Annotated in this window: 26 protein-coding genes and 3 pseudogenes; 18 read left to right on the forward strand and 11 right to left on the reverse strand. The window is 73.1% G+C overall.

The window, feature by feature from the left end:
- Positions 1 to 990: pseudogene (locus E1283_RS06735) on the forward strand (telomere-associated protein Tap); the annotation flags it as partial.
- A 3-nt stretch (positions 991 to 993) separates the two neighbouring features.
- Positions 994 to 1,551, forward strand: coding sequence for a telomere-protecting terminal protein Tpg (tpg, locus tag E1283_RS06740; protein WP_132816969.1), 558 nt, complete (start codon positions 994 to 996; stop codon positions 1,549 to 1,551).
- Positions 1,552 to 1,603: 52 nt separating this feature from the next.
- On the opposite strand, the pseudogene E1283_RS06745 reads toward tpg, so the two are convergent.
- Positions 1,604 to 2,125 (reverse strand): annotated as a pseudogene (locus E1283_RS06745) (AAA family ATPase); the annotation flags it as partial.
- Between the two features lie 112 nt (positions 2,126 to 2,237).
- Here E1283_RS06745 and E1283_RS06750 point away from each other — a divergent pair.
- Positions 2,238 to 2,834, forward strand: coding sequence for a dihydrofolate reductase family protein (locus E1283_RS06750; protein ID WP_132816970.1), 597 nt, complete (start codon positions 2,238 to 2,240; stop codon positions 2,832 to 2,834).
- Positions 2,835 to 2,872: 38 nt separating this feature from the next.
- Here the strand turns inward: E1283_RS06750 and E1283_RS06755 are convergent, their stop codons facing one another.
- From E1283_RS06755 to E1283_RS06765, 3 genes are all read right to left on the reverse strand, one after another.
- The gene (locus tag E1283_RS06755) at positions 2,873 to 3,592 is read right to left on the reverse strand and encodes a transglycosylase SLT domain-containing protein (RefSeq protein ID WP_132816971.1); all 720 of its coding nucleotides are present in this window, start codon (positions 3,590 to 3,592) and stop codon (positions 2,873 to 2,875) included.
- Positions 3,593 to 3,876: 284 nt separating this feature from the next.
- Positions 3,877 to 4,212 carry a hypothetical protein gene (locus E1283_RS06760; RefSeq protein WP_132816972.1) on the reverse strand — a complete coding sequence of 112 codons (336 nt, stop codon included), beginning with the start codon at positions 4,210 to 4,212 and terminating at the stop codon, positions 3,877 to 3,879.
- A 244-nt stretch (positions 4,213 to 4,456) separates the two neighbouring features.
- Positions 4,457 to 5,605 (reverse strand): dienelactone hydrolase family protein, encoded by a 1,149-nt coding sequence (locus E1283_RS06765; RefSeq protein ID WP_132816973.1) that lies wholly within the window; start codon positions 5,603 to 5,605, stop codon positions 4,457 to 4,459.
- 169 nt (positions 5,606 to 5,774) lie between these two features.
- On the opposite strand from E1283_RS06765, the gene E1283_RS06770 reads away from it, so the two are divergent.
- Positions 5,775 to 6,896 (forward strand): hypothetical protein, encoded by a 1,122-nt coding sequence (locus E1283_RS06770; protein WP_132816974.1) that lies wholly within the window; start codon positions 5,775 to 5,777, stop codon positions 6,894 to 6,896.
- Between the two features lie 100 nt (positions 6,897 to 6,996).
- Here the strand turns inward: E1283_RS06770 and E1283_RS06775 are convergent, their stop codons facing one another.
- Positions 6,997 to 7,473 carry a DUF6194 family protein gene (locus E1283_RS06775; RefSeq protein WP_132816975.1) on the reverse strand — a complete coding sequence of 159 codons (477 nt, stop codon included), beginning with the start codon at positions 7,471 to 7,473 and terminating at the stop codon, positions 6,997 to 6,999.
- A 63-nt stretch (positions 7,474 to 7,536) separates the two neighbouring features.
- Between E1283_RS06775 and E1283_RS06780 the strand changes: the two genes are divergently transcribed.
- From E1283_RS06780 to E1283_RS06820, 9 genes are all read left to right on the forward strand, one after another.
- Positions 7,537 to 8,271, forward strand: coding sequence for a MerR family transcriptional regulator (locus tag E1283_RS06780; RefSeq protein ID WP_132816976.1), 735 nt, complete (start codon positions 7,537 to 7,539; stop codon positions 8,269 to 8,271).
- Between the two features lie 97 nt (positions 8,272 to 8,368).
- Positions 8,369 to 8,764 carry a hypothetical protein gene (locus E1283_RS06785; RefSeq protein WP_132816977.1) on the forward strand — a complete coding sequence of 132 codons (396 nt, stop codon included), beginning with the start codon at positions 8,369 to 8,371 and terminating at the stop codon, positions 8,762 to 8,764.
- Between the two features lie 582 nt (positions 8,765 to 9,346).
- Positions 9,347 to 9,937 carry a sigma-70 family RNA polymerase sigma factor gene (locus E1283_RS06790; RefSeq protein WP_165956034.1) on the forward strand — a complete coding sequence of 197 codons (591 nt, stop codon included), beginning with the start codon at positions 9,347 to 9,349 and terminating at the stop codon, positions 9,935 to 9,937.
- 6 nt (positions 9,938 to 9,943) lie between these two features.
- Complete coding sequence (locus E1283_RS06795; protein ID WP_132816979.1) at positions 9,944 to 10,792, forward strand: hypothetical protein; 849 nt, start codon at positions 9,944 to 9,946, stop codon at positions 10,790 to 10,792.
- 46 nt (positions 10,793 to 10,838) lie between these two features.
- Positions 10,839 to 11,018 carry a hypothetical protein gene (locus E1283_RS06800; protein ID WP_132816980.1) on the forward strand — a complete coding sequence of 60 codons (180 nt, stop codon included), beginning with the start codon at positions 10,839 to 10,841 and terminating at the stop codon, positions 11,016 to 11,018.
- Between the two features lie 225 nt (positions 11,019 to 11,243).
- Complete coding sequence (locus E1283_RS06805) at positions 11,244 to 11,777, forward strand: EF-hand domain-containing protein (RefSeq protein ID WP_132816981.1); 534 nt, start codon at positions 11,244 to 11,246, stop codon at positions 11,775 to 11,777.
- Positions 11,778 to 11,866: 89 nt separating this feature from the next.
- Positions 11,867 to 12,283: a VOC family protein gene (locus tag E1283_RS06810; protein ID WP_132816982.1), complete on the forward strand. Its 417-nt coding sequence runs from the start codon at positions 11,867 to 11,869 to the stop codon at positions 12,281 to 12,283.
- Positions 12,284 to 12,402: 119 nt separating this feature from the next.
- Entirely contained in the window at positions 12,403 to 13,656 is a 1,254-nt protein-coding gene (locus E1283_RS06815; protein ID WP_132816983.1) for a glycosyltransferase family 4 protein, read from the forward strand.
- 20 nt (positions 13,657 to 13,676) lie between these two features.
- Positions 13,677 to 15,317 carry a beta-N-acetylhexosaminidase gene (locus E1283_RS06820; protein ID WP_132816984.1) on the forward strand — a complete coding sequence of 547 codons (1,641 nt, stop codon included), beginning with the start codon at positions 13,677 to 13,679 and terminating at the stop codon, positions 15,315 to 15,317.
- Between the two features lie 110 nt (positions 15,318 to 15,427).
- On the opposite strand, the gene E1283_RS06825 is transcribed toward E1283_RS06820, so the two are convergent.
- Positions 15,428 to 16,702 carry a cytochrome P450 family protein gene (locus E1283_RS06825; protein ID WP_243744649.1) on the reverse strand — a complete coding sequence of 425 codons (1,275 nt, stop codon included), beginning with the start codon at positions 16,700 to 16,702 and terminating at the stop codon, positions 15,428 to 15,430.
- 156 nt (positions 16,703 to 16,858) lie between these two features.
- Between E1283_RS06825 and E1283_RS06830 the strand changes: the two genes are divergently transcribed.
- Positions 16,859 to 17,467 carry a TetR/AcrR family transcriptional regulator gene (locus E1283_RS06830; RefSeq protein ID WP_132816985.1) on the forward strand — a complete coding sequence of 203 codons (609 nt, stop codon included), beginning with the start codon at positions 16,859 to 16,861 and terminating at the stop codon, positions 17,465 to 17,467.
- 12 nt (positions 17,468 to 17,479) lie between these two features.
- On the opposite strand, the gene E1283_RS06835 is transcribed toward E1283_RS06830, so the two are convergent.
- Positions 17,480 to 18,244, reverse strand: coding sequence for an SDR family NAD(P)-dependent oxidoreductase (locus tag E1283_RS06835; RefSeq protein WP_165956035.1), 765 nt, complete (start codon positions 18,242 to 18,244; stop codon positions 17,480 to 17,482).
- Positions 18,245 to 18,432: 188 nt separating this feature from the next.
- On the opposite strand from E1283_RS06835, the gene E1283_RS06840 reads away from it, so the two are divergent.
- The 3 genes from E1283_RS06840 to E1283_RS06850 all read left to right on the forward strand — a co-directional run bounded on the left by E1283_RS06840 (position 18,433) and on the right by E1283_RS06850 (position 20,462).
- Complete coding sequence (locus E1283_RS06840) at positions 18,433 to 19,209, forward strand: SAM-dependent methyltransferase (RefSeq protein WP_132816986.1); 777 nt, start codon at positions 18,433 to 18,435, stop codon at positions 19,207 to 19,209.
- Between the two features lie 485 nt (positions 19,210 to 19,694).
- Positions 19,695 to 19,898, forward strand: coding sequence for a cold-shock protein (locus E1283_RS06845; protein WP_132816987.1), 204 nt, complete (start codon positions 19,695 to 19,697; stop codon positions 19,896 to 19,898).
- 210 nt (positions 19,899 to 20,108) lie between these two features.
- Complete coding sequence (locus tag E1283_RS06850) at positions 20,109 to 20,462, forward strand: UBP-type zinc finger domain-containing protein (protein WP_132816993.1); 354 nt, start codon at positions 20,109 to 20,111, stop codon at positions 20,460 to 20,462.
- Positions 20,463 to 20,589: 127 nt separating this feature from the next.
- Here the strand turns inward: E1283_RS06850 and E1283_RS06855 are convergent, their stop codons facing one another.
- Both E1283_RS06855 and E1283_RS06860 read right to left on the reverse strand, forming a co-directional pair.
- Positions 20,590 to 21,549 (reverse strand): S1 family peptidase, encoded by a 960-nt coding sequence (locus E1283_RS06855; RefSeq protein WP_132816988.1) that lies wholly within the window; start codon positions 21,547 to 21,549, stop codon positions 20,590 to 20,592.
- A gap of 265 nt (positions 21,550 to 21,814) precedes the next feature.
- Positions 21,815 to 22,168, reverse strand: a complete 354-nt coding sequence (locus E1283_RS06860; RefSeq protein ID WP_243744650.1) for a zinc-binding dehydrogenase — start codon at positions 22,166 to 22,168, stop codon at positions 21,815 to 21,817.
- 173 nt (positions 22,169 to 22,341) lie between these two features.
- On the opposite strand from E1283_RS06860, the gene E1283_RS06865 reads away from it, so the two are divergent.
- The gene (locus E1283_RS06865) at positions 22,342 to 22,818 is read left to right on the forward strand and encodes a hypothetical protein (protein WP_132816989.1); all 477 of its coding nucleotides are present in this window, start codon (positions 22,342 to 22,344) and stop codon (positions 22,816 to 22,818) included.
- 112 nt (positions 22,819 to 22,930) lie between these two features.
- Here the strand turns inward: E1283_RS06865 and E1283_RS06870 are convergent, their stop codons facing one another.
- Entirely contained in the window at positions 22,931 to 23,554 is a 624-nt protein-coding gene (locus E1283_RS06870) for a hypothetical protein (RefSeq protein ID WP_132816990.1), read from the reverse strand.
- Between the two features lie 227 nt (positions 23,555 to 23,781).
- Positions 23,782 to 24,402, reverse strand: a pseudogene (locus tag E1283_RS39660) (epoxide hydrolase N-terminal domain-containing protein); the annotation flags it as partial.
- Positions 24,403 to 24,488 lie beyond the last annotated feature (86 nt).

The raw sequence follows: 24,488 nt of genomic DNA on the forward strand, positions 1-24,488 counted from the left end.
CCCGAGCACCCCGTCGCGCTGGGCCGCCCCGCCGACCAGGCACTCGACGAGGAGGCGTGCGACTGGATCCGGGCCCCCGACCTGCTCACCGACGCCGAGTGCGCGGCGCCCTGGGCCGTCGGCCTGGACGTCAACATGGCCTTCGCGGCCGCCGCCAACCGCCTCGTCGTCGGTCTCGGCGAGGCCCTGCACACCGACGGCCCCCGCTTCGACAAGCGGCTGCCCGGCAGCTGGTACGTCGACCTGTCCCACCTCGCACTCGACCCGCGGCTGCCCAACCCCTTCACCCCGGCCGGCACCCGGCCCGAGGGCCCCGCCTGGTACACCACCCCCACCGTCGCCTACGCCGCCGAGCTGGGGGCCGACGTCCGGCCGCTCGAGGCGTGGCTCCGCCCCGAGTCGGGCCCCTACCTGGACCCCTGGTACGAACGGCTCCGGGACGCCTACCTGGCCACCATGGCCGACCTCGGCGTCACCAAGGACCTCGACGATCCCGCCTTCCTGGCCGCGATGGCCGCCGCCAGGGCGGGGGAGCCCGGGCCGGCGGCCGTGCTCTCCGCGATCAAGGCCACGGTCAAGGGCGGCATCGGCAAGCTGCGGGAACGGCCCCAGGGCCTCCGGCACCGCCCGGGCGACCGCTGGCCGGCCCTCGACCGGCCGACCTGGCGCCCCGACATCCGGGCCGCCGTCATCGCCACCGCCCGCGTCAACATGCACCGCAAGATGAGCCGGATGGCGGCCGCCGGCCGCTACCCGATCGCCGTGCTCTCCGACTGCGTCGTCTACCCCGGCCCCGGCCCGTCCCCGCTCGACGTGCTGCCCCGCACCCCGGAGGGCAGGCCGGTGCCCGGCGCCTTCCGGCTCGGCGTCTCACCCGGCATGGTCAAGCTCGAAGGCGTCCGCGAGCTCTGGTGGGCCGCCGAGCTGCTCGAACAGGGCCACAACCCGGCCCGCCACATCAAGGACGGCACACGGGACGCGGGGGAGTAGCCCATGGGAGAGATCCAGGACGGCATCGAGTCCGCGTTGCAGGCCACCCAGACCCGGCCGCTCCCCGTCTCGCCGCTCGCCAGGATGCGGGTCCTGCTGCGCGCCGAGCGCGGCTCCACCAGCGCCGTCGCCGCCCGGCTCGGCATCTCCGCCCGCACGGTGCAGCGCTATCTCAGGGGCCAGATCCGCCGCCCGGGGCCCCGGCTGGCCGCCGCCCTGGAGCGCGAGGCGCGCCGCTCCTGGCAGCCACGCGTCCGGCAGCGCGCCCTCCGCCGCGCCGCCCGGGCCGGCGTCGCCGTCGAGACCCGCGCCCGGTTCGGCTTCACGGCCGCCCCCGGCTCCACCGACGACCCCCGGCTGCGCCGCGTCACCCAACAACTCCCGCCGGACGTCGCGGCCCGGCTCCTCGCCGCCCACCAGGCCGGCGCTCCCGAGGACGAGCTGCGCCGCGTCCTCGGCGAGGGCCTCGGATTCGCCTACTTCCAGGACCTCGGCCGCCGCGCCCAGGGGCTCGACGTCGAGATCACCGACGTCGACTACCTCGACCTCGACCTGGGCTGAACCCACCACCGGGCCCCGACCCGAGGTGTGACGCCGGACGGTCGTCCTCTCGGCTCCCGAGGGCCTCCGCGATCCGCTGGGCGGCCTGGGCGGGTGTGAGGTGCGTGGTGTCGACGACCTCGGCCTCGGCGTGCAGCCACGTGCGGGCCGCCTCGGCGTAGGGCTCGAGGTACTGGAGCCGGAACGGGGAGTCGGGGCCGAGAACGGTGTCGCCCGCGATGCGCCGGCGGAGGGTGTCCTGGTCGGCATGGAGGACGAAGTGCCGGACCGGCACGGCGTGCCGGGCGAAGCCCGAGCTGATCTCGCGCCAGTACTGCTCGACCAGGACCGTCATCGGCATCACCAGGGTGCCGCCGGTGTAGTCGAGGACGCGCCGGGCGGTCTCGACGACGAGCGGCCGCCACGGCGGCCAGTGCTGGAAGTTGTCCGTCGCGGGCAGCCCCGGCGTGATGTCCATGAGTGCCACGCCGACCTTCTCGGCGTCGAACACCCGTGAATCCGGGATCAGCCGTTGCACGAGCGCACTGGTCGTCGTCTTGCCCGCGCCATGGGTGCCGTTGAGCCATACGATCACGGGACTCACGCTAGCGCGGTGTGGACGAGCCCGGTGCCTCGCCTGTGACAACCCGGCAGCTTCGGCCCGGCCACGGCGATGAGTTCGGGCGGCGGATCGGGTCGGATCCGGCATGACCCGCATCATCGCCGACATCTCGGTCTCCCTCGACGGCTTCGTCACCGGCCCCGACCCCGGTCCCGACAACGGTCTCGGCGTCGGCGGCGAGGCCCTGCACACCTGGGCGTTCTCCGAGGACCCCGACGACCGCCGGATCCTCCGCGAGGCGACCGCCCGCTCGGGGGCCGTCGTCCTCGGCCGCCACCTCTTCGACATCGTCGACGGGCCGCACGGCTGGGACGACGAGACCGGCTACGGCGCCGGGGAGGTCGGCAGGCCCGCGTTCCTCGTCGTGACGAGCGCGCCGCCGGAGTCGGTGCGGCTCACCGACTTCGACTGGACGTTCGTCACCACCGGCCTGCCCGACGCCGTCGCCGCCGCGCGCCGGCGTGCCGGCGAGGACCGCGACGTCGTCCTGATGGGCGGTGGCGCCACGATCGGCTCGGCGCTCGACGCCGGGCTCGTCGACGTGCTGTCGCTGCATCTCGCGCCGGTCGTGCTGGGCGCCGGGACGCCCCTGTTCACCGGCGGCCCGCCGCGCACACTGGCGCAGCGGAGCGTGACCACCACGTCGACCGTGACGCACCTGACCTACGACGTCCTCGGGTGACGCCGCGCGGCGTCACCCGAGGACGTCGTACCACCACATCAGTACGCGCTGTCCACGTTGTCCATGGAGCCGTACCGGTCGGCGGCGTAGTTGCAGGCGGCGACGATGTTGGCCACCGGGTCGTACAGGTCCTTCGGGGTGCCCTCGACGTGGTACCGGTCGAAGGTCGGCTGGATGACCTGCAGCAGCCCCTTGGACGGCACGCCGTTCCTGGCGTTGATGTCCCAGTTGTTGATCGCGTTCGGGTCACCGCTGGACTCGCGGATGATGTTGCGGTGGATGCCCTCGTAGCTGCCCGGTATGTCGTGCTGGTCCATGATGTCGAGCGCCTCCCGGATCCAGCCGTCGAGGTTGTTCGGGTAGGTCTTCTCGGCCGGCTCCTCGCTCGCCGCCGGTTCCTCACTCGTGGCCGGCTTCTCGCCCGTCGCCGGCGCCTCGTCCACCGCGGCCACGTCCTGGGCCGGCTGCTGGGTGCTCTCGCCCGACCGCGTCGCGGGGACGTGGAGGGTGATCTCGCCGCCGAGGCTGTCGCGCACAGTCTTGACCGTCGAACTGTGCGCGTCGGTACTGAACGCCGTCGGCGCATCCGTCTGGACGGCTACCCGGGCCGGCGTGTGTGCGCCGGCGGCCGGGGCGGCCGAGGCCTGCCCGGGGATCAGGGAGACGGCCACGGCCGCGGTGCCCGCGACGGTGATCCCGGCGATCGAGATCCTGCGGGCCTTCGGCGAAAGGGCGCCGAGGTTGGGGGTCGCGGGCACAGTGGCTCACCTCGTTCGAAAGTGGGGGAAAGCTCGCGAAAGCGGACGACCGCCATTGTTAGCGGCCCCGTTTCGGCGCGACAAGGACCCCCATCGCCTCCCCACTACGACCGACGCCCGTAGGACGCGGCCGGCCCACCAGGCGACGCCCGTGCCCCGGCGGCTCCCGCTGCCCGCCGCCCGCTACCCCGCTTCGTAGGTGATCCCGGTCACGTGCCGGGGTTCACAGGCCGGCCCCGTCCGCTCCACCGAGCGTGACCGGCCCGAAGCGGCGGCCCGGAGCCTCAGACGCCCCGTGGCCCGCCCGCCAGGTGACGCGCGGCGAACGCCCGCGCCCGGCGCCTGACGTTCTCGTTCCCCGCCGGGCTGTTGAACCCGGCGTAGCCCGGCCACTGGAAGACGAGCACCGCCAGCTCCTCGGCCACCAGGGCACGGGTGAGCGCGCGCCGGTCGCCAGGCCGCCCAACGAGGTAGGCGTCGAGCAGCGCCCGCGGCACCACCACCCCCGACGGCGTCGCGCGGACGCCGGGGAACGCCAGGTCGGTGGTCGGCCGGCCGATGCCCACCGCCTGCCAGTCGCGGAGGACCGGCGAGCAGCGGATCCGGCCGCGCCCAGCCACCGGGCGTCTCCGGCGCCGCGCCGTGCGGCGCCGCCAGCTCCCCACCCAGCCGCGCCCACATGTCGACCGTCCACTCCCCGACGTCCCGGGACCCGCCGGCCGACGACAGCAACACGGCCACCCCGCCCCCGTCGTCCGCCCAGGCGAGGCGTCCGCACCGGCACCAGCGGTGCGAGCGACCGGTAGAACCGGAGCTCCCGACCAGCCCACGCGGCACGCCGACGACTCCACTCGGGCCCCCACCCTAGCCGGGGTGTTCACCGCCCAACGTCCGCCCCAGGAAGGCGAACGCGGCCTCCTGCGCCGCCACGTCGAAGCGGTGCGGGCCGTCCGCGAAGCGGAACGCGTAGGCGTCCGGCCGGCCGGCCAGGCCGTACAGCTCGCGCAGTTTCCGGTGCGCCGCCGCCATGCCCTCGGGCGAGAACAGCGCGTCGTCGCGCAGGTACTGGACCTGGAGCGGCCAGGGCGCGCGGCAGGCGGCGACGTCGGGCCAGTCGGCCACCCGGCTCAGCCCCGGCGGGAACAGGGACCAGCTGTGCGGCGCCACGTGCCGGTCCAACAGCTCCGCAGACCCGCTCATCATGCCCACCACCACGGTGGCCGCGATCTCGTCGCGCACCGCGCCGAGCAGCACCGCCCGCGCCCCACCGCCGGAGAACCCGACGCAGCCGACCCGCTCCGGCACCACGTCGGGACGCGACCCCAGATACCGCAGGGCGACGCCGTCCTCGCGCAGGATGGTGCCGGCCACGCTGGTTCCGAGCAGCGCGCAGTACTTCGCCACCACGTGCTCGTGGCCCTCGGCCACGATGTCGTACCGCTCCGGCAGGCCCGGCTCCCGCTCCGGCCGGCCTTCGGCCGCCAGCCGCCCGGCGACCTCGCGCCGCGCCGCCTCCGAGTCCAGATCCAGCTCGAACCGGCGGCTGCCCCACATGAACACGTCGTGGACCAGCACCACGAAGCCCCGGCGGGCGAGCGCGTTCGCCCAGGCGCGGCCGCCGTAGAAGCGGTCGCGGAGTGGACGCAGCGCCTCCGGCGGCCCGCCGGGACCGTCGGCGATCTTCTCCTTGCCGTGGTACTTCACGCCCGCGTGCTCGTGCATCGCCACCACGGCCGGCAGCGGCCCCGCCGTGTCCGGCCGCAGCACGTACGCCTCGGTGCGCGGCCCGTACCCCACCGACCAGGAGACGAGTTCCCCCCGCAGTCCGTCCTCCCGCCAGGAGTGCTCCACCCGCGCCTCCGGCGGCGCTTCGCCCCGGTCGGCGCCCAGCGCGCGGCGCACCGACTCCCGCGTGGCGTCGCCGGGCGGCGCGGTGGGGAAGAGCCCGCCCGCCTCGCGGGCGCGCTCCGCCCAGTCGCCGTACGAACCGAGATGCGCGTGTCCACCGCTCATCGTCGCCCGCCACCCCTTCCCGCCCTGGTGGGCGAAGTCCCGGCCGGCACAGGGAGACGGCGGCGGGAGCCCGACACGAGGAGCGCGACGCCGCGGGGACAACCCTCCGGGGCGGTCGGGAGTCTCCTGTGTGCTGTCACACCATGGCACGAGATCTGGGGGAATCACCGTGAGAAGAACGCAGCTTCGCCATGCCCGGGCCGCCGTGGGAGCGGGCGCGATCCTGGCCGTCACCCTGTCCGTCGGCACGCTCGCCCCCGTCGCGTCGGCCGACGACCGCTCCCACGGCGAGCGTTGGGAGACGGTCACCGCGGACACCCTGCGGGAGGAGACGTTCATCAACTCGGTGACCGCCGCCGGCGCCAACCGGGCCTGGTCCAGCGGCACCCGGTGGGTCGACGGCACACCCGGCGGCGTCGTGCTGACCTGGCGGCACGGCGCCTGGCAGGAGGACACCACCCCGGGCCTGCCGGACGTCAGCACCTGGCACTCCGTGGCCGCCGCCGACCGCGACGACGTGTGGGCCTACGGCTGGTCGTGGACGGGCGAGGACCCGGGGGAGGCGCTGGCCCACTACGACGGTCGGAGCTGGGAGGAGGTCGCCCTGCCGGAGACCGCCGGGCACACCTTCGGCGAACTCGCCGCCGTGCCGGGCCGGATCTGGCTGGCCGGCGACCGGCGCCTGAGCACCTACGCCCGCGGCACCTGGCAGACCACCGAACTGCCCGCCCAACGCTCCATCGGCCAGGTCCACGCCCGCTCGGCGAACGACGCGTGGGCCGTCGGCGCCGACTACGCGGGGCTCGGCGCCGACCCGGTCGCCCTGCACTGGGACGGCCGCGCCTGGCGCGACATCAGCCCGGCACTGCCCGGGCTGCGGCTCACCGACGTGTACGTGGAGTCCGCCCGGAGCGTGTGGGCCACCGCCACCTCCGTCGACGACTGGTTCACCTCCCACGTCCTGCACTGGGACGGCCGCGCCTGGCGCGACACCAGCGGGCCCGTCACCGGCATCCACGCCCAGGCGGTGAGCGCCGACGGCCACGGCCGCGCCTGGATGTCCGGCGACCCGGAGGGCTGGGAGGGCCCGCCGGTCTACTGGCGGTACGACGGCCACCGCTGGACGCGGGTGGCCGGCCCGGTCGTCCCGGACGGCACCACCCAGAGCTACGAGGTGACCGCCCTCGCCCCCATCGCCCACACCGGCCGGTTCTGGGCCGTCGGCTGGTTCCAGCTCGTCGACGGAACCACCGCCCACCAGCGCGACCTCATCCAACGCTCCCGCTACTGACCGCCCGCGCGGCCGGCGGCTCCGGCCCCCGGCCGCCGCGCGCCGGCGACCGCTCGGGCCGTTTGACCAGGGGACCATCGGCCGACCGCGGCGGGCGCGGTCATCGCTCCCTCGACTCCGCGTGTCGCTCGTAGCGCGAACGCGCCAGGTCGTGGGCCGCGCGCAGCAGCTCCCGAACCGAACCGGCCGTGCGGGGGCCGGGGTCGACCACGGCCAACCAGCCGGCGGCGCCGTACACGGGGTGGGCCAGCACGGTGTCGGCCGTGGCGGGATCGACCCCGGCGGGCGCAGGATCACGCGGCGCGTGTCCGGTCCACCGGACGAACGCCTCCTTTCCGGCCAAGACGTTCACGCGGAAGGCGTCCGGCCGGTCCAGGCGCGACGCCGTGTCGTCGGGGTAGTCCTTGGTCACGACCGTGGCGAACGGTTGGGTCCTGGTCGGGGTGACGCCGTCCGGCGCGTAGTAGAAGAACGTGTCACCCCAGCTGATCTCGGGCGAGCCGTCGCCGGGCCCCGGCCGGAGGGTCAGGACGCCGTCGAGGCCGCCCACGAGGTCGATGATCTCGTCTATCGTCATGTGCTCAAGCGTCACATTCAGGTGCTTGTGGAGACTTCGCCACGGAGAACAGGGGGCCACACGATGCCAAGTCTCAAATCAGGTGATCTGCGCCCCGCCGACGTCGCGCGCCGCGCCGGCTACTCCGTCCAACAGGTCCGCAACCTCGAGCGCGACGGAGTGCTCCCGCCGGCGGCACGCACCGCCACCGGCTACCGGCGCTACGGCGAGCCGCAGCTGCGGGCCGCGCTGGCCTATCGGGCGCTGGCGGCCGGCGTCGGCCCGGTCGGGGCCAGGGAGATCATGCGGGCCGCCCACCGCTTCCCCGCCTCGCCCACGGTGCTGGAACTCCTGGACGCCGCCCACGCCCGCCTGCACACGGAGCGCGTGGAGCTGCGCCAGGCCAGGGAGGCCGCCGGGGCGATCTCCGGCGAGCCCGTCGAGGACGTACGCCCGTCGGACGCGATGAGCGTCTCCGAACTGGCCGCCGCACTCGGCGTCCGCCCCTCCACACTGCGGCACTGGGACGCGGAGGGCCTGGTGGTCCCGGACCGCGACGCCCCGCGGGGAACGCGCCGGTACACCCCGCCCCAGGTGCGGGACGCGCGGATCGTGCACCAGCTGCGCAGGGCCGGCTACCGCGTCGAGCAGCTCAGGGCCCTGATGCCGGAGCTGCGCGGCTCCCGCCGATCGGCGGACGTGGCCGCCGCGTTGGCGGCCAGGGACGCCACCCTCGCGGCCCGCTCCAGGGCCCTGCTCGACGGCGCGGCCGCGCTCAGCGCCGTCCTCGCCACGTGCGAGCCCGCCGAGGCGCCGTGAACCGTGGCCGGTTCCCGCCCCCGGATCGAACCCCGCCGGGGCCGCCTCCGTGTGTGAAGCGTCATGTGCATGACCTCACGCGATGGGAGCGAGCACGATGTCCCGAACCCCTTCCCGCCGGCCCCGTCCCGGCGTCGCCCTCGGCGCCGCCCTGGCCGCACTCACCCTGGCCCTCGCCCCGACCGCCGCCTCGGCGACGACCACGTCCCCGGCCGCGGACGTGACGGTGACCCTGCGCATCACCATCGGCGTCGGGGACCCCTCGTGGCCCGCGGACTCCGTCATCGTCGGCATGCCGGACGGCAGCGCCGGCGGCCGCTACTGGGCCTGCCACCAGGGCTTCTCGACCGGCGTCCCCAGGGACGTCACGGTGACCGTCCCCGAGGGCACCTTCCTCCCCGTCTGGAGCAGCCACGGCTGCTACGACGCGCTCCGCAACGGCACCGCCGTCGCGACCACGGACGGTGAGGTGCTCGAGGTCGTCGTCCCCTAGCGCCGAGCCCGCCCGCCGCCCCGGCCACCGCTCGACGACATCCGCGAGCTCCCCGCCGGGCGGCGCCCGGGGGCGCGCGAGTATCAACGTCGGTTCACCGTGCGCCGTGTGACGTCCGTCACTGCCGCCGGGCTCCAACGGGGTATGCCGTCGACGGCGCCCGGCCGGACGACGGCCGCCCCGCACGTGCACAAGGGGAAACGTCGCTGGCCAACGGGATCGCCGAGCATCCGCCACCGGCTGACGAGTCGTCATACATCCACAGCCCGCTGGCATATGCATGGATCCGGAAGTGTCACTTCCGAAAAAACGTCACGGGTGACATCAACGTTTAGCGATCTCGTCCGCTTAGCTGATGACTGAGAGCGACGAGGCTCCGCAGCGGGACCTGGCAGTGGAACGGGGCCTGGTAGCCGCTGGACCCCCACTACTTCACGAGGGATCCCAAGTGACACACGAAGTCGCGAACCGTGCGCGGGCTCGCGCGGTTGGCCTGACGCGGCGGGAGCACCGTCTCCCTCGGCCGGGCGGGGTGCCCGCCCCGGCGCGGGACTGTGACGGTGATGCGTGATGGTGTCCGACATGCCCCCCGGATTCGACCGGGCCGTGCGCGAACTCACCGCCGAGAAGCTGCCCCCCGCGTTCTGGGCCTTCCACGAGCAGCACTACGGCATCTACAAGGAGTACGCCGTCCTCCAGCTGGACGACGCCACCTGGGCCGGCCAGGTGGTCCACGAGGTCATGATGAGCCTCGCGTTCAACTGGAACTGGCTCATGATGCAGGCCTCCCCGGCGCGCGTCGCCTGGAGCGTCCTGCGGATCACGCTCGCCGAGCAGCTCCGGCGGAACCGGCGCCAACGGGCCTTCGTCGCGAGCGCGACCTTCCGCCGTGCCGCGCTCGCCGCCCTCGACGAACTCGACGCGCTGCGTTCCGCGTTCGCCGCCGTCGAGAGCGACCTCGGCCTGTACGCGGCGATCTCCCGGCTGCCGGAGCGTCAGTACGACGTCATCGTGCTTCAGTACGTCCTCGACACGCCGCCCCACCGGGTCGCCAGCATCATGGGCGTCAGCCAGCCGACGGTGCGCACCCACCGTCGGCTCGCCCGAGCCAAGCTCGCCCTCGAGCTCGGCATCGACATCACGGAGGAAACCACCGATGACCGGGATGAATAGGACGACATGAGCAGCCGCCGCACCCGCCGTAGCATGCGCGACCTCGACGACCGCCTCGGCCTCGCCGCCGTGCCGACCGGCACCGGCGACGACCTGGCGGCGGAGATCGCCGCCTCCCGGCGCATGATCGAGGACGAGATCGCCGACGCGCTGTGGCAGCGGGCACTCCAACGCGACGCCTACGCCCAGCGGGTCATCGGCACCACCGGTGTCCGGCCGGCGCTCGTGAGCCCGGGACCGCCCACGGCCCCCGCGGCCATGCAGGACCAGGCCACCAGCGACCTCGCCGAACTGTGCCGGCTCGTCGTCCAGACCTCGCACGCCGCCGCCGACCTGGCCGGCCTGGTCGACGGCGGCGCGGGCGGCGAGGGCGCCCTCGTCTTCGCCTGTCTCCTCCACCTGGCGGACCGGCCCGAAGGGGCCCAGTTCTGGTGGAAGTTCAGCGCCGGCACCGGCAAGTCCACGGCCGCCCTCTGCCTGTACTTCGCCCACCTCCAACGCGGCGAGCTCCGCGACGCCGAACACTGGGCGCACGAGGCGGTCGGCCTCGAAGTGCTCGAACACCACGCCGTCCCACCCGCCGGCCCGCGCGGACGACACGTCCCCCAGCGCGCCTTCTACCTCTGGGAGGACCCCGACCTCTACGACCGTGGCTACACCACCGTGGAGTCCATGCTCCTGAGGATCGTCACCTCCTCCTGGGCGACCAGCGCCGGCACCGCCGGCGCGGACCCGGCCGACGAACTCACCGAGGCGGTGGACCACCTCGCCGTCGACCACGACCCCTACTTCGGCGACATCCCCAGACCGGACACCACCCTCGCCGCCCGCGTCCGGGAGTACCTGGCCTCCTGACCACGGACCGGTGAACACGGAACGTAGCAAGCAGAAAGGCGACGACATGCAGCACAGGCCCCTGCGCGGCACGCTGGCGCGGGTACGGTCGGCCGCGAGCGGCACATCGCGCTGGCTCGCCCGGCGCCGCGCGATCGCCGCGCACCAGTTCCTGCGCGGCGCCAGCTACGCCGCGGGCACGACGGTGGTCGGCCTCCTGGTGGTCTGGTTCCAGGCCCGCCACTGAGCACACGCCCTCGCGCGACGGCGCCCCGCCGCCGTCGCGCGCGGGCCGGTGCCAAACCCACGGCTCGGCCTCTTCACGCTTTCAGGTGAACCGCCACCGCCGCCCGCCACCCGCGGGAACCGGTGGCCGGATAGTGAGGCCAACGCCCGACCACCGTTCTCCTCCCACGGGGCCGGGCGTTGTTCGACCGCTCCCGCCCCACCGCCGGAAGAAGGGTGAACCCCCATGCGCACAGAGGCGATCAGCCGCGTCAGGCTCGTCTTCACGCTCTTCGACGCCAACGGCAACGGCCGCCTGGAGGCCGACGACTTCGACCTCATGTCCAGCCGGGTCGAGGAGGCGGCACAGGCGTCCGACGCGTCCGCGAGGCAGGCCATGCGGGTCGCCTTCAGGAGGTACTGGTCCACCCTGGCGACCGAGTTGGACACCGACGGCGACGGCCGGGTCAGCTACGACGAGTTCGTGCGGTGCGTCCTGTCACCCGAGCGCTTCGACGCGACGGTCGCCGAGTTCGCCGAGGCACTCGCCGCACTCGGCGACCCGGACGGCGACGGCCTCGTCGACCGTCCCACCTTCGTGGCACTGATGCTCGCCATCGGCTTCGACCGCCCCAACATCGACGCGCTCTTCGACGCCTTCGGCCCCACGGACACCGACCACATCCCGGCGGTCACCTGGCGTGAGGGCATCAAGGACTACTACGCCCCGGAGAAGGCCGACATCCCCGGGGACCGCCTCGTCGGCGGCACCGCCGTCTGAGCGTCGCCACCCGGCCGGCCGGCGGACCGGGCAGCACCGATCAGGATTCGAGAAGCGCTGGTCACAGCGGCGCGGCTAGCGTGAGGGACATGGACATCACGATTCACACCTGCGCCCTGCCCCACGACGACCCCGACGCCTCCCTGGCCTTCTACCGCGACGTTCTCGGCTTCGAGGTCCGCAGCGACTTCGGCCAGGGGAAGATGCGCTGGATCACGGTCGGCCCCGCCGACCAGCCCGGCATCTCCACCCTCCTGGCCCCGCCGGCCGCCGACCCGGGGATCACCGAGGACGAGAGCCGCACCATCACCGAGATGATGGCCAAGGGCACCTACGGCTGGATCCTGCTGGCCACCGGAGATCTCGACGGCACCTTCGAGAAGCTCCAGGCCGCCGCCGGCGACGCCGACGTCATCCAGGAGCCCACCGAACAGCCGTACGGCGTCCGCGACTGCGCCTTCCGCGACCCCGCGGGCAACCAGATCCGCATCCAGGAAGTGCGCTGATCCGAGCCCGTCGACCACCCGGCGACCGGTGGGGAGACGGGATCCCCCGCCCCCCGCCGGTCACGGTGTGTACGGGGCGCGGGGACCGCGCTTGTGTCCCCACCTTCGGGACGGTCAGTATGATCGTCATGCTGAAGGCGCTGTTGGTGTCCCACCGCCTGGGCGGATTCGACGGCGTCAGCGTCGCCGCCGAGAAGTGGCGCACCGTCCTCTCCCACCTCGGGTTCGACGTCGTGCGCGTGGCGAGCCACTACGTACGCCGAGAACCCGGTGACGTGCTCGTCCCGGGCATGTGGGCGGATCTGCCGGGACAGCCCTGCCCACCTCTGGACGCACCGGCCGTGCGGGACCTCGTGCGCCGGGCCGACCTGGTGGTGCTCGACAACCTCGGGACCCTGCCGTCCGCGCCCGAGGCCGCCCTGGGCTGGCAGGACATCCTGCTGCGCGAGAAGGTGCCGACGATCGTCCGGCACCACGATCCCGGCTGGCAGATCGTCTCCGGGCTCTGGGGTCCCTACCATCCCTCGGCGGGACTCCCGCTGCACCACCCGGGAATGCTGCACGTCACCATCAACCGGATCACCGAACAGGAGTTCGCGGACCGGTTTCCTGGGCTGCGGGACCGGGGCGCCCTGGTGACCGCGTACAACACGGTGGACGTCCGGGAACTGGTGGACGGCGACCGGTCCGGCACCAGGAAGGCGCTGCGGGTCGACGACGAGGACCTGCTGGTGCTGCACCCGATCGCGCTCGGCAAACGGAAGAACATCCCGGCGGCGGTCGAGCTCGCCCGCTCCCTGCAACGGCTCTACGGCGCGTCCCGGCGGGTCAGGTACTGGGTGACCCACACGTCGGCGAAGTGGGAGTCCGTTCCGCCCGACATCCAGGAGGTCTTCGCGACCGCCCCCGGTCTCCTGGTGGGCTCCGTGCCGGACCGGGGCGACATGTACGCCGCCGCCGACCTGGTGGTGCTCTCCTCCACCTGGGAGGGATTCGGACAGCCGGTCCCCGAGGCGATGGTCGCGGGGAGGCCCGTCGCGGCCGGCCCCTATCCCGTGCTCCGGGAGTTGGTCGACCTCCACGGCTGGCGCGTCCTGGATCCCCTGCGCCCCGAGGAGGTCTTCCACGCCCTGGAGGACACCGAGCGGCTGCCCGAACTGATCGCCTGGAACCGGGCCCGCGCCGAGCGGATGGACACCGCGGAGTTCGCCCCCACCATGCGGACGTTGGTACGGGCGGCGGAGGACCTGGCCGAAGGGCGCACGGGAATCCGAGCGGTCCCGAACACCGACACCTCGCCCGGCGCCGGGTGGCCGATCACATGGTCCAGACCTCTTGTTGACGATCCGGCACGGCACCTACCCTCGCCGTAGCTCTGCCGAAAGGTCAACTCATGCATCTGGTCCCCGCGCCCAGGGAAGCCCGGCCCGGTCCGACGGGCGGCGACGCCTTCGTCCTCCGCCCCGACACCCCGCTGGCGTCGGACGCCGCGAGCGCCTCGACCGCTCGCTGGCTGAGCGCGACACTCGGCGCCGCGACCGGTCTTGCCCTCCGGCCCGCACCGCCCGGCGCGGCCGACGCGGCGAACGCCGTCACCCTCCGCGTCACCGACCGGCTCGCCGACCGGGGCCCGGAGGCGTACGAACTCGTCGCGGACGCCTCCGGGGTGCTGGTCGAGGGCGGCGGCCCGGCCGGCGTCTTCTGGGGCGCGCAGACCCTGCGCCAACTGCTCGGCCCCGCGGCCTTCCGGCACGCCCCGCTGCACGACGGACCCTGGAAGGTGCCGCCGGTCCGGATCGCGGACGCCCCGCGGTTCCGCTGGCGCGGCATGATGCTGGACGTCGCCCGGCACTTCCTGCCGAAGGACGGCGTGCTGCGGTACGTCGACCTCCTGGCCGCCCACAAGCTGAACGTGCTCCATCTCCACCTCACCGACGACCAGGGCTGGCGCATCCAGATCGACCGCTACCCCCGACTCACCGAGGTGGGGTCCTGGCGCGCCCGCAGCCGGATCGGGCTCGGCGACACGGCCGCCTGGGACGACCGCCCGCACGGCGGCTACTACACCCGGGACGACCTGCGCGAGATCGTCGCCTACGCCGCCGCACGCCACATCACCGTGGTCCCCGAGATCGACGTGCCGGGCCACTCCCAGGCCGCCATCGCCGCCTACCCCGAACTGGGCAACACCGACGTCGTCGACACCTCCGAGCTGACCCCGTGGGATCGCTGGGGCATCAACCCCAACGTGCTGAACGTCTCCGACGCCACGCTCGGGTTCTACGAGAACGTGCTCACCGAGGTCCTGGAGATCTTCCCCTCCGAGTACGTCCACATCGGCGGCGACGAGTGCCCCAAGGAACAGTGGCGGGCCAGCCCCGCCGTCCAGCAGCGCATCCGGGACCTCGGCCTGGCCGACGAGGACGAGCTGCAGAGCTGGTTCGTCCGCCACTTCGACCGCTGGCTGGCCGACCGGGGACGCAGGCTCGTCGGCTGGGACGAGATCCGCGAAGGCGGCCTGGCACCCGGCGCGGTGGTGGCGTCCTGGCGCGGCTACGCGGGCGGCGTCAGCGCCGCCCGCGCCGGCCACGACGTCGTGATGTGCCCGGAACAGCACACCTACCTCGACTGGCGCCAGGCCGAAGGACCGGACGAGCCCGTGCCGATCGCGCACGTGCGCACCCTGGAGGACGTCTACCGTTTCGAACCGGTGCCGGACTCCCTGAGCCGGACGGAGGCCGCGCACGTCATCGGCGTCCAGGCCAACGTCTGGACCGAGACCATGGACAGCGCCCGCGCCATCGACTACCTGGCCTTCCCGCGCCTCGCCGCCTTCGCCGAGATCGCCTGGCGCCCCCTGCCACCGCCCGAGGAACGGGACTTCGCCGACTTCGCCCACCGGATGGACGCCGCCCACTACGCCCGCCTCGACGCGCTCGGCGTCGCGTACCGGCCGCCGTCCGGGCCCCGCCCCTGGCAGCGCCGCCCCGGCGTCCCCGGCCGCCCGAGGCCGGGCCGCCCGCCGGCGCGCTGACCGTCACTCCCTGGCGAGCCGCGGGCCGCGAGCCGCGAGGTTCCGGGCTCCGCCCCCGTCCGCACGGAGATGGCCGGCGGGGGCCCTCGTGCTCCCGCACCCGGGTCCGGTCACAGACGCACGGGGAGGGCCTTCAGGTGCCAGTTGACCGGGTTGGTGCCGCGTCGCAGCCGCTCGGGTTCGACGGCGAGCCGCAGGTCGGGGAAACGGTCGAACAGCGCGGTCAGGGCTCCGACGGTCTCCTCCTGGGCGAGGTGGGCGCCGAGGCAACGGTGGGCACCGTGGCCGAACCCGAGGTGCGGCTCGCGGCTGTGCCGGGTGCGGGTGATGTCGAGGCGGTCGGGGTCGGTGAACACGGCGGGATCCCGGTTGGCCGCGGACACGATCGGGAGGACGGCCTCCCCGGTACGCACCTCGGTGCCGCCCAGCGTGACGTCGCGGGTGGCGTAGCGGGGCAGCGCGCGGACGACGGGGCCGCAGTAGCGCATGAGCTCGTCGACGGCGTGCGGCATGAGGGTGGGGTCCGCGCGCAGCAGGGCGAGTTGGTCGGGATGGGCGAGGAGCGCCTCGGTGCCGTTGGCGATGAGGTTGACGGTGGTGATGTGCCCGGCGACCACGAGGTTGACGATGAGGGCGACGAGCTCGTCGGTGCTCAGCCGGTCGTGGTGGAGGGGGTCGAGCAGGTCGGAGATCAGGTCGTCGCCGGGGTGGGCCTTGTGGTGCTCGACGAGGACGTGGGCGTCGCCGACCATGCCGCCGAGCGCGTCGCCGAGTTCGGCGCCGCAGACGCCGGCGGACAGCGTGGCGCTGCGGGCCCGCCAGCGGTCGCGGTCGGGTTCGGGGACGCCGATGAGTTCGCAGATGACCGTGATGGGCAGCGGGCGGGCGAAGTGCTCGACCAGGTCGACGACGCCGCCTTCGGCCCGGTCCGGGAGGCCGTCGAGCAGCTCGGCGGCGATGGCGTCGATCCGGGGACGCAGCGCGGCGACCCGACGGGGCGAGAACGCGGCGGCCACCAGGCCGCGCAGGCGGCGGTGGTCGGCGCCGTCCGCGTCGAAGATCGAGGCACGCAGGTACTTCTCGTACCCGGGGCGCATGCCACGGCCCTGCCAGGTCTGCTCGGTGCGGTGCGCGACCGAGGCTCCTGGGCAGGCCTTGGCGTCGATGGTGAAACGGGGATCGTTCATGGCGGTGCGGATGTCGTCGTGGCGGGTGGCCACCCACATCGGGTCGGCGCCCCGCACCCGCCCGCGCACCATCGAGGCACGTTCCCGGATGTGGGCGAAGGAGGTGAACGGATCCCGGACCAGCTCCTCATCGGCCAGGTCCAGCGGTTCGTCGTCGGCGCGGGTGGTGTCCGGCTCCGGCATGTCAGGTACCCCCAACAGGCGATTGTCCGATCGCGACACCAGCACGATCACACGCGGCCGGCGTCCCGTGGACCACGCGGGGGCGAAACCACCCGGACGAGCGCATCACCGCCCGCGCTCCCACCGGCCCTCGTAAAGTGGACCCGACAGTCCATTCAACGGAGGCGGGCCATGCGGCGGGAGCTGACGTCCAAGGGGCGGGCGACGCGGGAGCGGATCATCGAGGGAGCCGCGGCGGTGCTGCGGGAGAAGGGTGTCGCGTTCACGACGTTGGAGGACGTCATGGCCAGGACCCACACCAGCAAGGGGCAGCTGTTCCACTACTTCCCCGAGGGCAAGGACGAACTGCTCGTCGCCGTCGCCCGGCTCGAGGCGGATCGGGTCCTGGAGGACCAGCAGCCGTACCTCGGTTCCCTCGACTCCTGGGAGGCGTGGGAGCGGTGGCGGGACGTGGTGATCGAGCGGTACGAGGCGCAGGGGGACAGCTGCCCGCTCGGCTCGCTGTTCCAGCAGGTCGGGCGTTCGACGCCGGGCGCGCGGGCGGTCGTCGTCGAGATGACCCGGCGCTGGCAGGAGAGCCTGGCGGCCGGCGTCCGGGCGCTGCAGGCGGCCGGCAGGCTCCCCGCCGACGTGGACGTGGACCGCCGGGCCGCCGCCCTGCTGGCCGCGATCCAGGGCGGCGTGTCGATCCTGCTGTCGACGGGGCGGTCCGCCCACCTGCGGGCCGCCCTCGACCAGGGCCTCGCGGACCTGCGTCGCGCGGGGGACGGCCCGGCCTGAGCCCCCTCGGAATCAGGCGGCGATGACGGCGACGCCGGTGCGGCCGCCGTCGACGTCGAGTGTCGCGCCGTGTACGAAGGAGGACTCCTCGCTCGCCAGGTACACGGCGGCGTGGGCGATCGCCTCCGGGGTGCCCATCCGGCCCGCCGGCGTGCCCCGCATCATCGCCGCGGCGGGATGGGCCCCCTCGGGCGCGGGCGCCAGCACCACGCCCGGGGAGATCGCGTTGACGCGGACGCCCCGCGGCCCGAACTCGGCGGCCCAGGCCCGGGTCAGGGTCTCCACGGCGCCCTTGGTCGAGCTGTAGAGGGCACCCACGGGCACGGCGAGGCGCGCGACCCAGGAGCCCAGGTTGACGATCGCCCCGCCGCCGGCCTCCGCCATGGCGGGCGCGACGGCCGCGGTCAGGAAGAACGGGGCCTTCACGTTGACCGCGTAGACGTGGTCGAAGGTCCGCTCGTCGGTCGCCGCGGTCGTGTCGCCGGGGAAGACCCCGGCGTTGTTGACCAGAACGTCGATCCGGCCGCCGAGGGCCTTCGTCGCCTGCTCGGCCAGGGCCCGCGAGGCGTCCGCGCCGCCGTCCAGGTCGGCGCGGACGAAGTCCGCGCGACCGCCACGGGCGCGGATGCCGTCGACGACCTCCGCGCCGCGCTCGGCGCTGCGCCCCGAGACGACGACGTGCGCCCCCTCGGCGGCGAACGCCTCGGCGATCGCCCGCCCGATGTTGCTGGTCGCCCCGGTCACCAGGGCCGTCCTGCCCGCGAGCCGCATCGACATGGTCCACTCTGTCGTCTCGTTCCACCGTGAACCCGAAGGCCGGACGGACGCGCCGCCGGCCGGACGGGGCCCTGGAAGGCCAGGGCGCGGAGCCCACTGTGCGACGACGAAAATGGACCCGCAAGTCCAGTCGGCGGCCACGGCTACGCTTCCGCTGACCATCACAGCGAGGCCGACGGAGGAAGCGGATGGAGATCGACAACTCGAGGGCACACTCGGCGCGGGTGTGGAACTTCTGGCTGGGCGGCAAGGACTGGTACGCCACGGACAAGGACGCCGGCGAGCAGATCACCAGCGTGTACCCGGGCATCGTCCGCACCGCGCGGTACCAGCGGATGTTCCTCTCCAGGGCCGTCCGCTTCCTCGCGCGGGACGCGGGCTTACGGCAGTTCCTCGACCTGGGCACCGGCCTGCCGACCGTGGACAACACCCACGAGGTGGCGCAGCGCGTGGCCCCCGAGTCCAGGATCGTCTACGTCGACAACGACCCGCTGGTGCTCGCCCACGCCCGGGCACTGCTCACCAGCACGCCCGCCGGCCAGACGGCGTACATCGACGCGGACCTGCGCACACCCGAGGCCATCCTGGAACAGGCCGCCGAACTCCTGGACTTCTCCCGACCCGTCGCCGTGACCATGCTCGGCATCCTCGGCCACATCCCCGACGAGGACCGGCCCGCCGACATCGTGCGGCGCCTGCTCGCCCCGCTTCCCGCGGGCAGCTACCTGGCCATCAGTGACGGCGTCAACACCAACGCCACGCTCAACGCGGCCACCACCAACTACAACGCCCGCCTGGCCGGTGACTACACGCTGCGCGGTCCCGAGGAGGTCACCGCCTTCTTCGACGGGCTCTCACTCCTCGACCCGGGCGTGGTCACCATCGAACGCTGGCGCCCCGAGCACCCCGTCTTCGGGGACGAGCAGCCGGTGGACGCCGTGTGCGGGCTGGCCGTCAAGCCCTGACCCCGCGGGTCGGCCGGCCGGGGCCGCGCGCCGTCGGGCGGCGCCCGGCCCGGCCGGCCGGACGGCGATCGCGTCCCCCTCGAAGAGCATGCTCAGCGAGGACCTCGATCCGCTCGGGGAGGTGGTCCCGCCCGTCATGACGCGCGGTCCTTCCCCGGTGTTCCTCGCCCGCCGTCTGCGGCGGGCGAGGGGCCGGAAGGCCACCACCCGCGGCCCCTGCCGAGGGCGTCGAACGCGCGGGACGGCTTGATCGGCAGCGTCGCCGCCGGCTCCGCGAGGAGCACCCATCGCGGCTCGGCACGCCGCTTTCGGTTCGGCCCCCGCAGTGGCTCTGAACAGGCAACCACAGCGTGCTACGCTTCTGCTGTTGCAGTTGTGGTACCCATGAACTCATGTGCGCCTGACGGGAATGCTACTCCTTCAGGCGCATTATTTGTCGTCCGGCATTCCCGGATGGGGCCTCTGCCTTACAGAAGGAGAATGTCATGGCTCAGGGAACCGTGAAGTGGTTCAACGCCGAAAAGGGTTTCGGCTTCATCGAGCAGGATGGCGGCGGCCCCGACGTGTTCGCGCACTACTCGAACATCGCGGGCCAGGGCTTCCGTGAGCTCCAGGAGGGCCAGCGGGTGTCCTTCGACGTGACCCAGGGCCAGAAGGGCCCGCAGGCGGAGAACATCGTTCCCGCCTGAGCGTCGCTCGGCTAACACGAAGCCGGGGCCGCACCTGACGGTGCGGTCCCGGCTTCGTGTCGTTTCGGGTCGGCGGCAACCTGCGGGCGGCTCTTCGGCGAACCCCTGCCCGCCGGGATCGGCATCCCGTTGGGGACGGCCGGCCTGGCCTCTCACCCTCCCGGGTCGTGACAGACTGTGAAGCAGTGTGTGCGCTACGGAAGGGTGATGATGTCGTCAGCCGTGGAGGGTCTCGACCCGGCAGTGCCGCCCAGTGGAGTCGGCTGCGTGGAATGTGAGCAGGCGAAAGGCTGGTGGCTGCATCTGCGCCGATGTGCCCAGTGCGGCCACATCGGGTGCTGTGACTCCTCCCCGGGGCAGCACGCCTCGCGCCACTTCGCCGACACCGGGCATCGACTCATCCGGAGCTTCGAGCCCGGCGACGACTGGTTCTGGGACTACCGGGCCGAGGACTTCGCCACCGGCCCGGACCTGGCGCAGCCGCAGCATCACCCGCTGGACCAGCCGGCGCCCGGCCCGCGGGGGCGCGTGCCCAGCGACTGGCGGAACCACCTTCACGACTGAGGCGCACTCGCGCGGGGGCGCGACAGCGGCGAGAACCATGGTCGGGCAGCCGTGTGCGGCGAGCTCACGACATCGCCGCACCGGGCCGCCCCCGTTCCCGGCGCGGCCCGGTACGACGCCGGACGACTCAGTACACCGTGGCGCCGTACGCGTTCAGCACCTCGACGACCGGTTGGAAGTAGGTGGTGCCGCCGGACGAGCAGTTGCCGCTGCCGCCCGAGGTGAGGCCGAGGGCGGTGGGCCCGTTGAACAGCGGGCCGCCGCTGTCACCCGGCTCGGCACAGATGTTGGTCCTGATCAGGCCGGTGACGACACCGTCGGGGTAGTTCACCGTGTAGTTCAGGCCGGTCACCGAGCCGCAGGCCAGGCCCGTGGTGCCGCCGCTGCGGCACGCCGACTGCCCGACGATCGGGTTGGCCGCGCCGGTGATGTCCTGGACCGAGCCGTTGTAGAGGTTGACGACGCCTTGGAGGTCGTCGGGGACGCCCTGGTACTGCACGAGCCCGTAGTCGTTGCCCGGGTAGGAGAAGTGGACGCCGAAGCCACTGCGCGGGTCCGGCGGGTTGGGCGGGTCCGGCGGCTTGGGGAACGGCCACCACACGTACCGCGGCGGTAGTTCACGGAGGCAGTGCCCGGCCGTGATGAAGTAGTAGGTGGTCCCGATACGGACGTTGAAACCGAGGGTGCAACGCCAGTAGTCCCAGGCGAAGATGGCGTCACCGCCCCTCGGGTACGCCTGGAGACGGCCCGGGGTGCGCTCGATCACGAGCGCGTCGGCGAGCGGCCCGGCGGCACGCCTGATCGCGGCGAGTTCCGTGGCCGACACGGTCTCGTCCGCGGTGACGCGGACCGTGCCCGAGGCGTGGTCGACGGCCCAGGCGGTGCCGGGCACGTCGGCGGCCAGCACCGCGTCGCCGGCGTCGGCCAGTTGGGTGGCGCTGAAGGTCCGGGGCTGCCCCGAGTCCGCGGCGGCGACCCCGGGCAGCAGGAGGGCGAGGGCGGCGAGACCCGACAGTGCGGCGATCAGCCGCGCTCTGCCGGGTCCCGGTCTGTGGCCGGTGGTGCGCTCACGTCGTGTGTGTCTCACGCGCTTCCTCCGATGGGGACAGGGCCCGGCCGGTGAGGTGCCGGACCGTGAGGCGAGTAGATGCTTTCACCGGCCGCCCACGGGAGCGGAGCCATTCGCGCCGCCCTACGTCCGCGAATACGTCCCCATTCGCTGTCAAGTCGCCATATGTAGGCGGGTTGACCGTGGATGGCGGGCCACCCCGCCCTCGGCGGCCGCGGGCCGAAGCCCGCGCGACCCGCCGACTACCAGGCCGTGCCACCGGCCGCCGATCCGGACGACCAGCTCACCCTTTCTCGACGAGCGCGAACAGCTCGGCCGCGCGCGCCCTGAGTACCTCGGGTGTGCGGACATGGTCCTCGGTCTGGGGGTAGGTGAGCCGGGTGCTGCGGGGGATCTCGTCCATCGCGAGGGTCGGCACGTCACCGGTCAGCGGCCCGTGGAACACCATCGTGCCGTGTGCGCGGAGCACCTGGAGCGATGTGGCGAACGTGGTCGCGCCGGCGCCGTCGCAGACCACGTGCACTCCCTCGCCTGCGGTCAGTCCGCGAACCGACTCGACGAACGCGCCACCGGTGGAGACCAGGACGTGGTCGGCGCCCGCGCCGGTGGCGGCCCCGACCTTCTCCAGGCGTGACACCAGCCGATCACGGTACCGCCGCGGGCCTTGACGCCGACCGCACTGCCGCGAGGGCGGTGTCACCGTCCTGCTCGCCACCGGCTCCGCGGTGTAGGGGAGTTCCCACGGGGGCGACTCCTGGGGCGACGCGCGCTCGCGGACCCACCGTCAGCGCGGCGGCTACGGTGCCTGATGTGAGCGACTACTACGACCTGTTCCTGGCGGTGGACCTGCCGCCGGACCTGCCCGAACCCGTGCTTCTGGAGCTGAGGTGGCTCCTGGGGGAGGCGGACATGCCGACGGAGCCGCGGTCGACCGACTGGGAGTCATGGGGCGGCCCCTGGCAGGCGTTCGACGGCGGCTCGGCGAGCCACGCGTTCGCCGGGGCCGATGTGTCCCTGCTGGTCCGCGCCGTGGACAGAGCGAACCTGGACGGCGGCGAACCGTGGGCCCTGACCGTCCGGACGTGCGTCCACGAGGACGCCTTCGGGGTGATGATGGAGGTCGTCGGGTGGCTTCTTCGACACGCGACGACGCGAGGGTGGGTCGGGTTCGTCCGTGACTCCGGGGCGGGCCAGGTCCGACATCTCGTGCGCCACGAGGACGGCTTCGGTCTTGTCGATGTCCACCCGGTCGGCCAGGAGAAGCGGGTTCCCTGGCCGTCGCGGTAACCGGCCTCCGGGGAGCCCGGCTCGTCGACACACGAAGGAACAACGCTGCCGTAGCGAGCGATGTCGAGGCCGTTTCGTCCGAACCGATCGGGGCCGGCCGTTCCCGGGGCGATCAGTACGTGCCCGTCGTCGGGGACAGCGGAGGCAACCGCGACCTGAGCCCTCCGAGCGTCTCGAAGTCGTCCGGGAACTCCCGGCACGGCGAGGAGAAGTCGAACTCCAGCATCGGGGACCCCTCCCGCCAGGACTCGCGGTTGAAGCGAGCGACGAGCCCGTCCTCCTTGTGTTCCATTCGGAGCTCCAGACGGTCGGGATCGGAGAACTCCTCCACCGACACCTGCCACCCTTCGGCCTCCAGGCCTTCGCGCAGGCGGTCGAGCGCGGGACGGCCGGCTGACGGGTCCACGGACACGTACCACTCGTAGGATATTCCGAAGGCGTCCGTCGAGGACTGCGCCGACAGGCTCCCACTGAATCCGGTGGGGACACACGGCGTCGTCTCGGCCCTCGGCGCGACCTCCTCCTGGAGGCCGACCATGTCGTAGGCCGTCTGCGAGTAGCCGTGCAGCCGCTCCATCGTCCGAGTCGGGTCCTCCGCGGGATACGGCTCGCCCACCCACCAGCGGTGAACTCCCCAGATCCCGATGATGACGCCGATGACGACGCCGAACGGCCACAGGGGGCCCACCCGTTGCCGGAGTCCGGTGGCCGGCGTGTCCTGTCGAGGCTGATCCATACCGGGAACGATAGGCGCCCCGCCGTCGGGGGCGCGGGCACGGAGGTAAGGGAACGCCTTCGCCAACTCGCCCCGGCCCGGGCCGGACTGTCCCGCCCGGCATCAGACAGGCGGACAACGACCGAGGATGCCGAACATCTCGGAGTCCCGCCATCCGTCCCGGATCAGGGCAACGCGTCGGTGCCGGCCCTCCCATGTCACGCCGAGCTTGCGAAGCACCCCGGCCTGATCTGCGAGCGAGGGTCGGTCCACTTTGCGAAGCGCTCGGCGATCCAGGCCAGCTGGCCGACCGGCGAGTCGGTCAGCGCGTAGCCGATGGTCTGCGGGGTGGCGGCCTGCAGGGCCTGGTACGGCGGACGATTCGCCATCAGCTGCCTGACCTTGTCGAGCCGGGCCTCGTCCGTGTCGGGCAGTTCGATGTGGACGATGTCCCAGCCCCGCTCGTGGGTCGGGCCCGAGAAGCCGTAACCCGGGATGGACGGAATCACCAGGTGGAAGTCCCGCGACAGCGGCTCGATCACGTCGAGGAACTCCAGGAACGAACCCGGCCAGCCGTGGGTGAGGATCAGCGCGAGCGCGTCCGGCTTCGCGGACCGGACGTGGACGAAGTGGATGTTCTGGCCGTCGATCTCCGTGGTGAAGTGCGGGAGTTCGTTGGGCTCGGCCTCCTGCGCGCGTCAGTCGTAGCCGGTGCGCCAGTACTCGACGAGCTCCTTCAGCCGTGCCAGGGGGAAGCCGTAGTCCCACCCGGCGTCGGCGACCTCGTTGGGCCAACGGGTACGGGACAGGCGGTCGGCCAGGTCGTCGAGGTCGGCCTGCGGGATGTCGGCGCGGAAGGGCGTGATCACGGTCTGCACTCCAGGGGATTCGTTCGGGACGTAAACGTTAGTGTTAGTGGCACTAACGCAAGAGGTGGAGGATTCCCCCATGAGCC

Source organism: Streptomyces hainanensis, assembly GCF_004348415.1.
GTDB classification, from domain to species: Bacteria; Actinomycetota; Actinomycetes; order Streptomycetales; family Streptomycetaceae; genus Streptomyces; species Streptomyces hainanensis.

Excerpts from the sequence above, each read along its gene's own strand:
- E1283_RS06835 (WP_165956035.1), bottom strand. The coding sequence starts at position 18,244 with ATGTCGATGCGGCTCGCGGGCAGGACGGCCCTGGTGACCGGGGCGACC.
- E1283_RS06775 (WP_132816975.1), bottom strand. The coding sequence starts at position 7,473 with ATGACGATAGACGAGATCATCGACCTCGTGGGCGGCCTCGACGGCGTC.
- E1283_RS06850 (WP_132816993.1), top strand. The coding sequence starts at position 20,109 with ATGTCGTCAGCCGTGGAGGGTCTCGACCCGGCAGTGCCGCCCAGTGGA.
- E1283_RS06830 (WP_132816985.1), top strand. The coding sequence starts at position 16,859 with ATGCGGCGGGAGCTGACGTCCAAGGGGCGGGCGACGCGGGAGCGGATC.
- E1283_RS06750 (WP_132816970.1), top strand. The coding sequence starts at position 2,238 with ATGACCCGCATCATCGCCGACATCTCGGTCTCCCTCGACGGCTTCGTC.
- E1283_RS06845 (WP_132816987.1), top strand. The coding sequence starts at position 19,695 with ATGGCTCAGGGAACCGTGAAGTGGTTCAACGCCGAAAAGGGTTTCGGC.
- E1283_RS06795 (WP_132816979.1), top strand. The coding sequence starts at position 9,944 with ATGAGCAGCCGCCGCACCCGCCGTAGCATGCGCGACCTCGACGACCGC.
- E1283_RS06780 (WP_132816976.1), top strand. The coding sequence starts at position 7,537 with ATGCCAAGTCTCAAATCAGGTGATCTGCGCCCCGCCGACGTCGCGCGC.
- E1283_RS06815 (WP_132816983.1), top strand. The coding sequence starts at position 12,403 with ATGATCGTCATGCTGAAGGCGCTGTTGGTGTCCCACCGCCTGGGCGGA.
- E1283_RS06790 (WP_165956034.1), top strand. The coding sequence starts at position 9,347 with ATGCCCCCCGGATTCGACCGGGCCGTGCGCGAACTCACCGCCGAGAAG.
- E1283_RS06805 (WP_132816981.1), top strand. The coding sequence starts at position 11,244 with ATGCGCACAGAGGCGATCAGCCGCGTCAGGCTCGTCTTCACGCTCTTC.
- E1283_RS06810 (WP_132816982.1), top strand. The coding sequence starts at position 11,867 with ATGGACATCACGATTCACACCTGCGCCCTGCCCCACGACGACCCCGAC.
- E1283_RS06840 (WP_132816986.1), top strand. The coding sequence starts at position 18,433 with ATGGAGATCGACAACTCGAGGGCACACTCGGCGCGGGTGTGGAACTTC.
- E1283_RS06785 (WP_132816977.1), top strand. The coding sequence starts at position 8,369 with ATGTCCCGAACCCCTTCCCGCCGGCCCCGTCCCGGCGTCGCCCTCGGC.
- E1283_RS06800 (WP_132816980.1), top strand. The coding sequence starts at position 10,839 with ATGCAGCACAGGCCCCTGCGCGGCACGCTGGCGCGGGTACGGTCGGCC.
- tpg (WP_132816969.1), top strand. The coding sequence starts at position 994 with ATGGGAGAGATCCAGGACGGCATCGAGTCCGCGTTGCAGGCCACCCAG.
- E1283_RS06765 (WP_132816973.1), bottom strand. The coding sequence starts at position 5,605 with ATGAGCGGTGGACACGCGCATCTCGGTTCGTACGGCGACTGGGCGGAG.
- E1283_RS06820 (WP_132816984.1), top strand. The coding sequence starts at position 13,677 with ATGCATCTGGTCCCCGCGCCCAGGGAAGCCCGGCCCGGTCCGACGGGC.
- E1283_RS06870 (WP_132816990.1), bottom strand. The coding sequence starts at position 23,554 with ATGGATCAGCCTCGACAGGACACGCCGGCCACCGGACTCCGGCAACGG.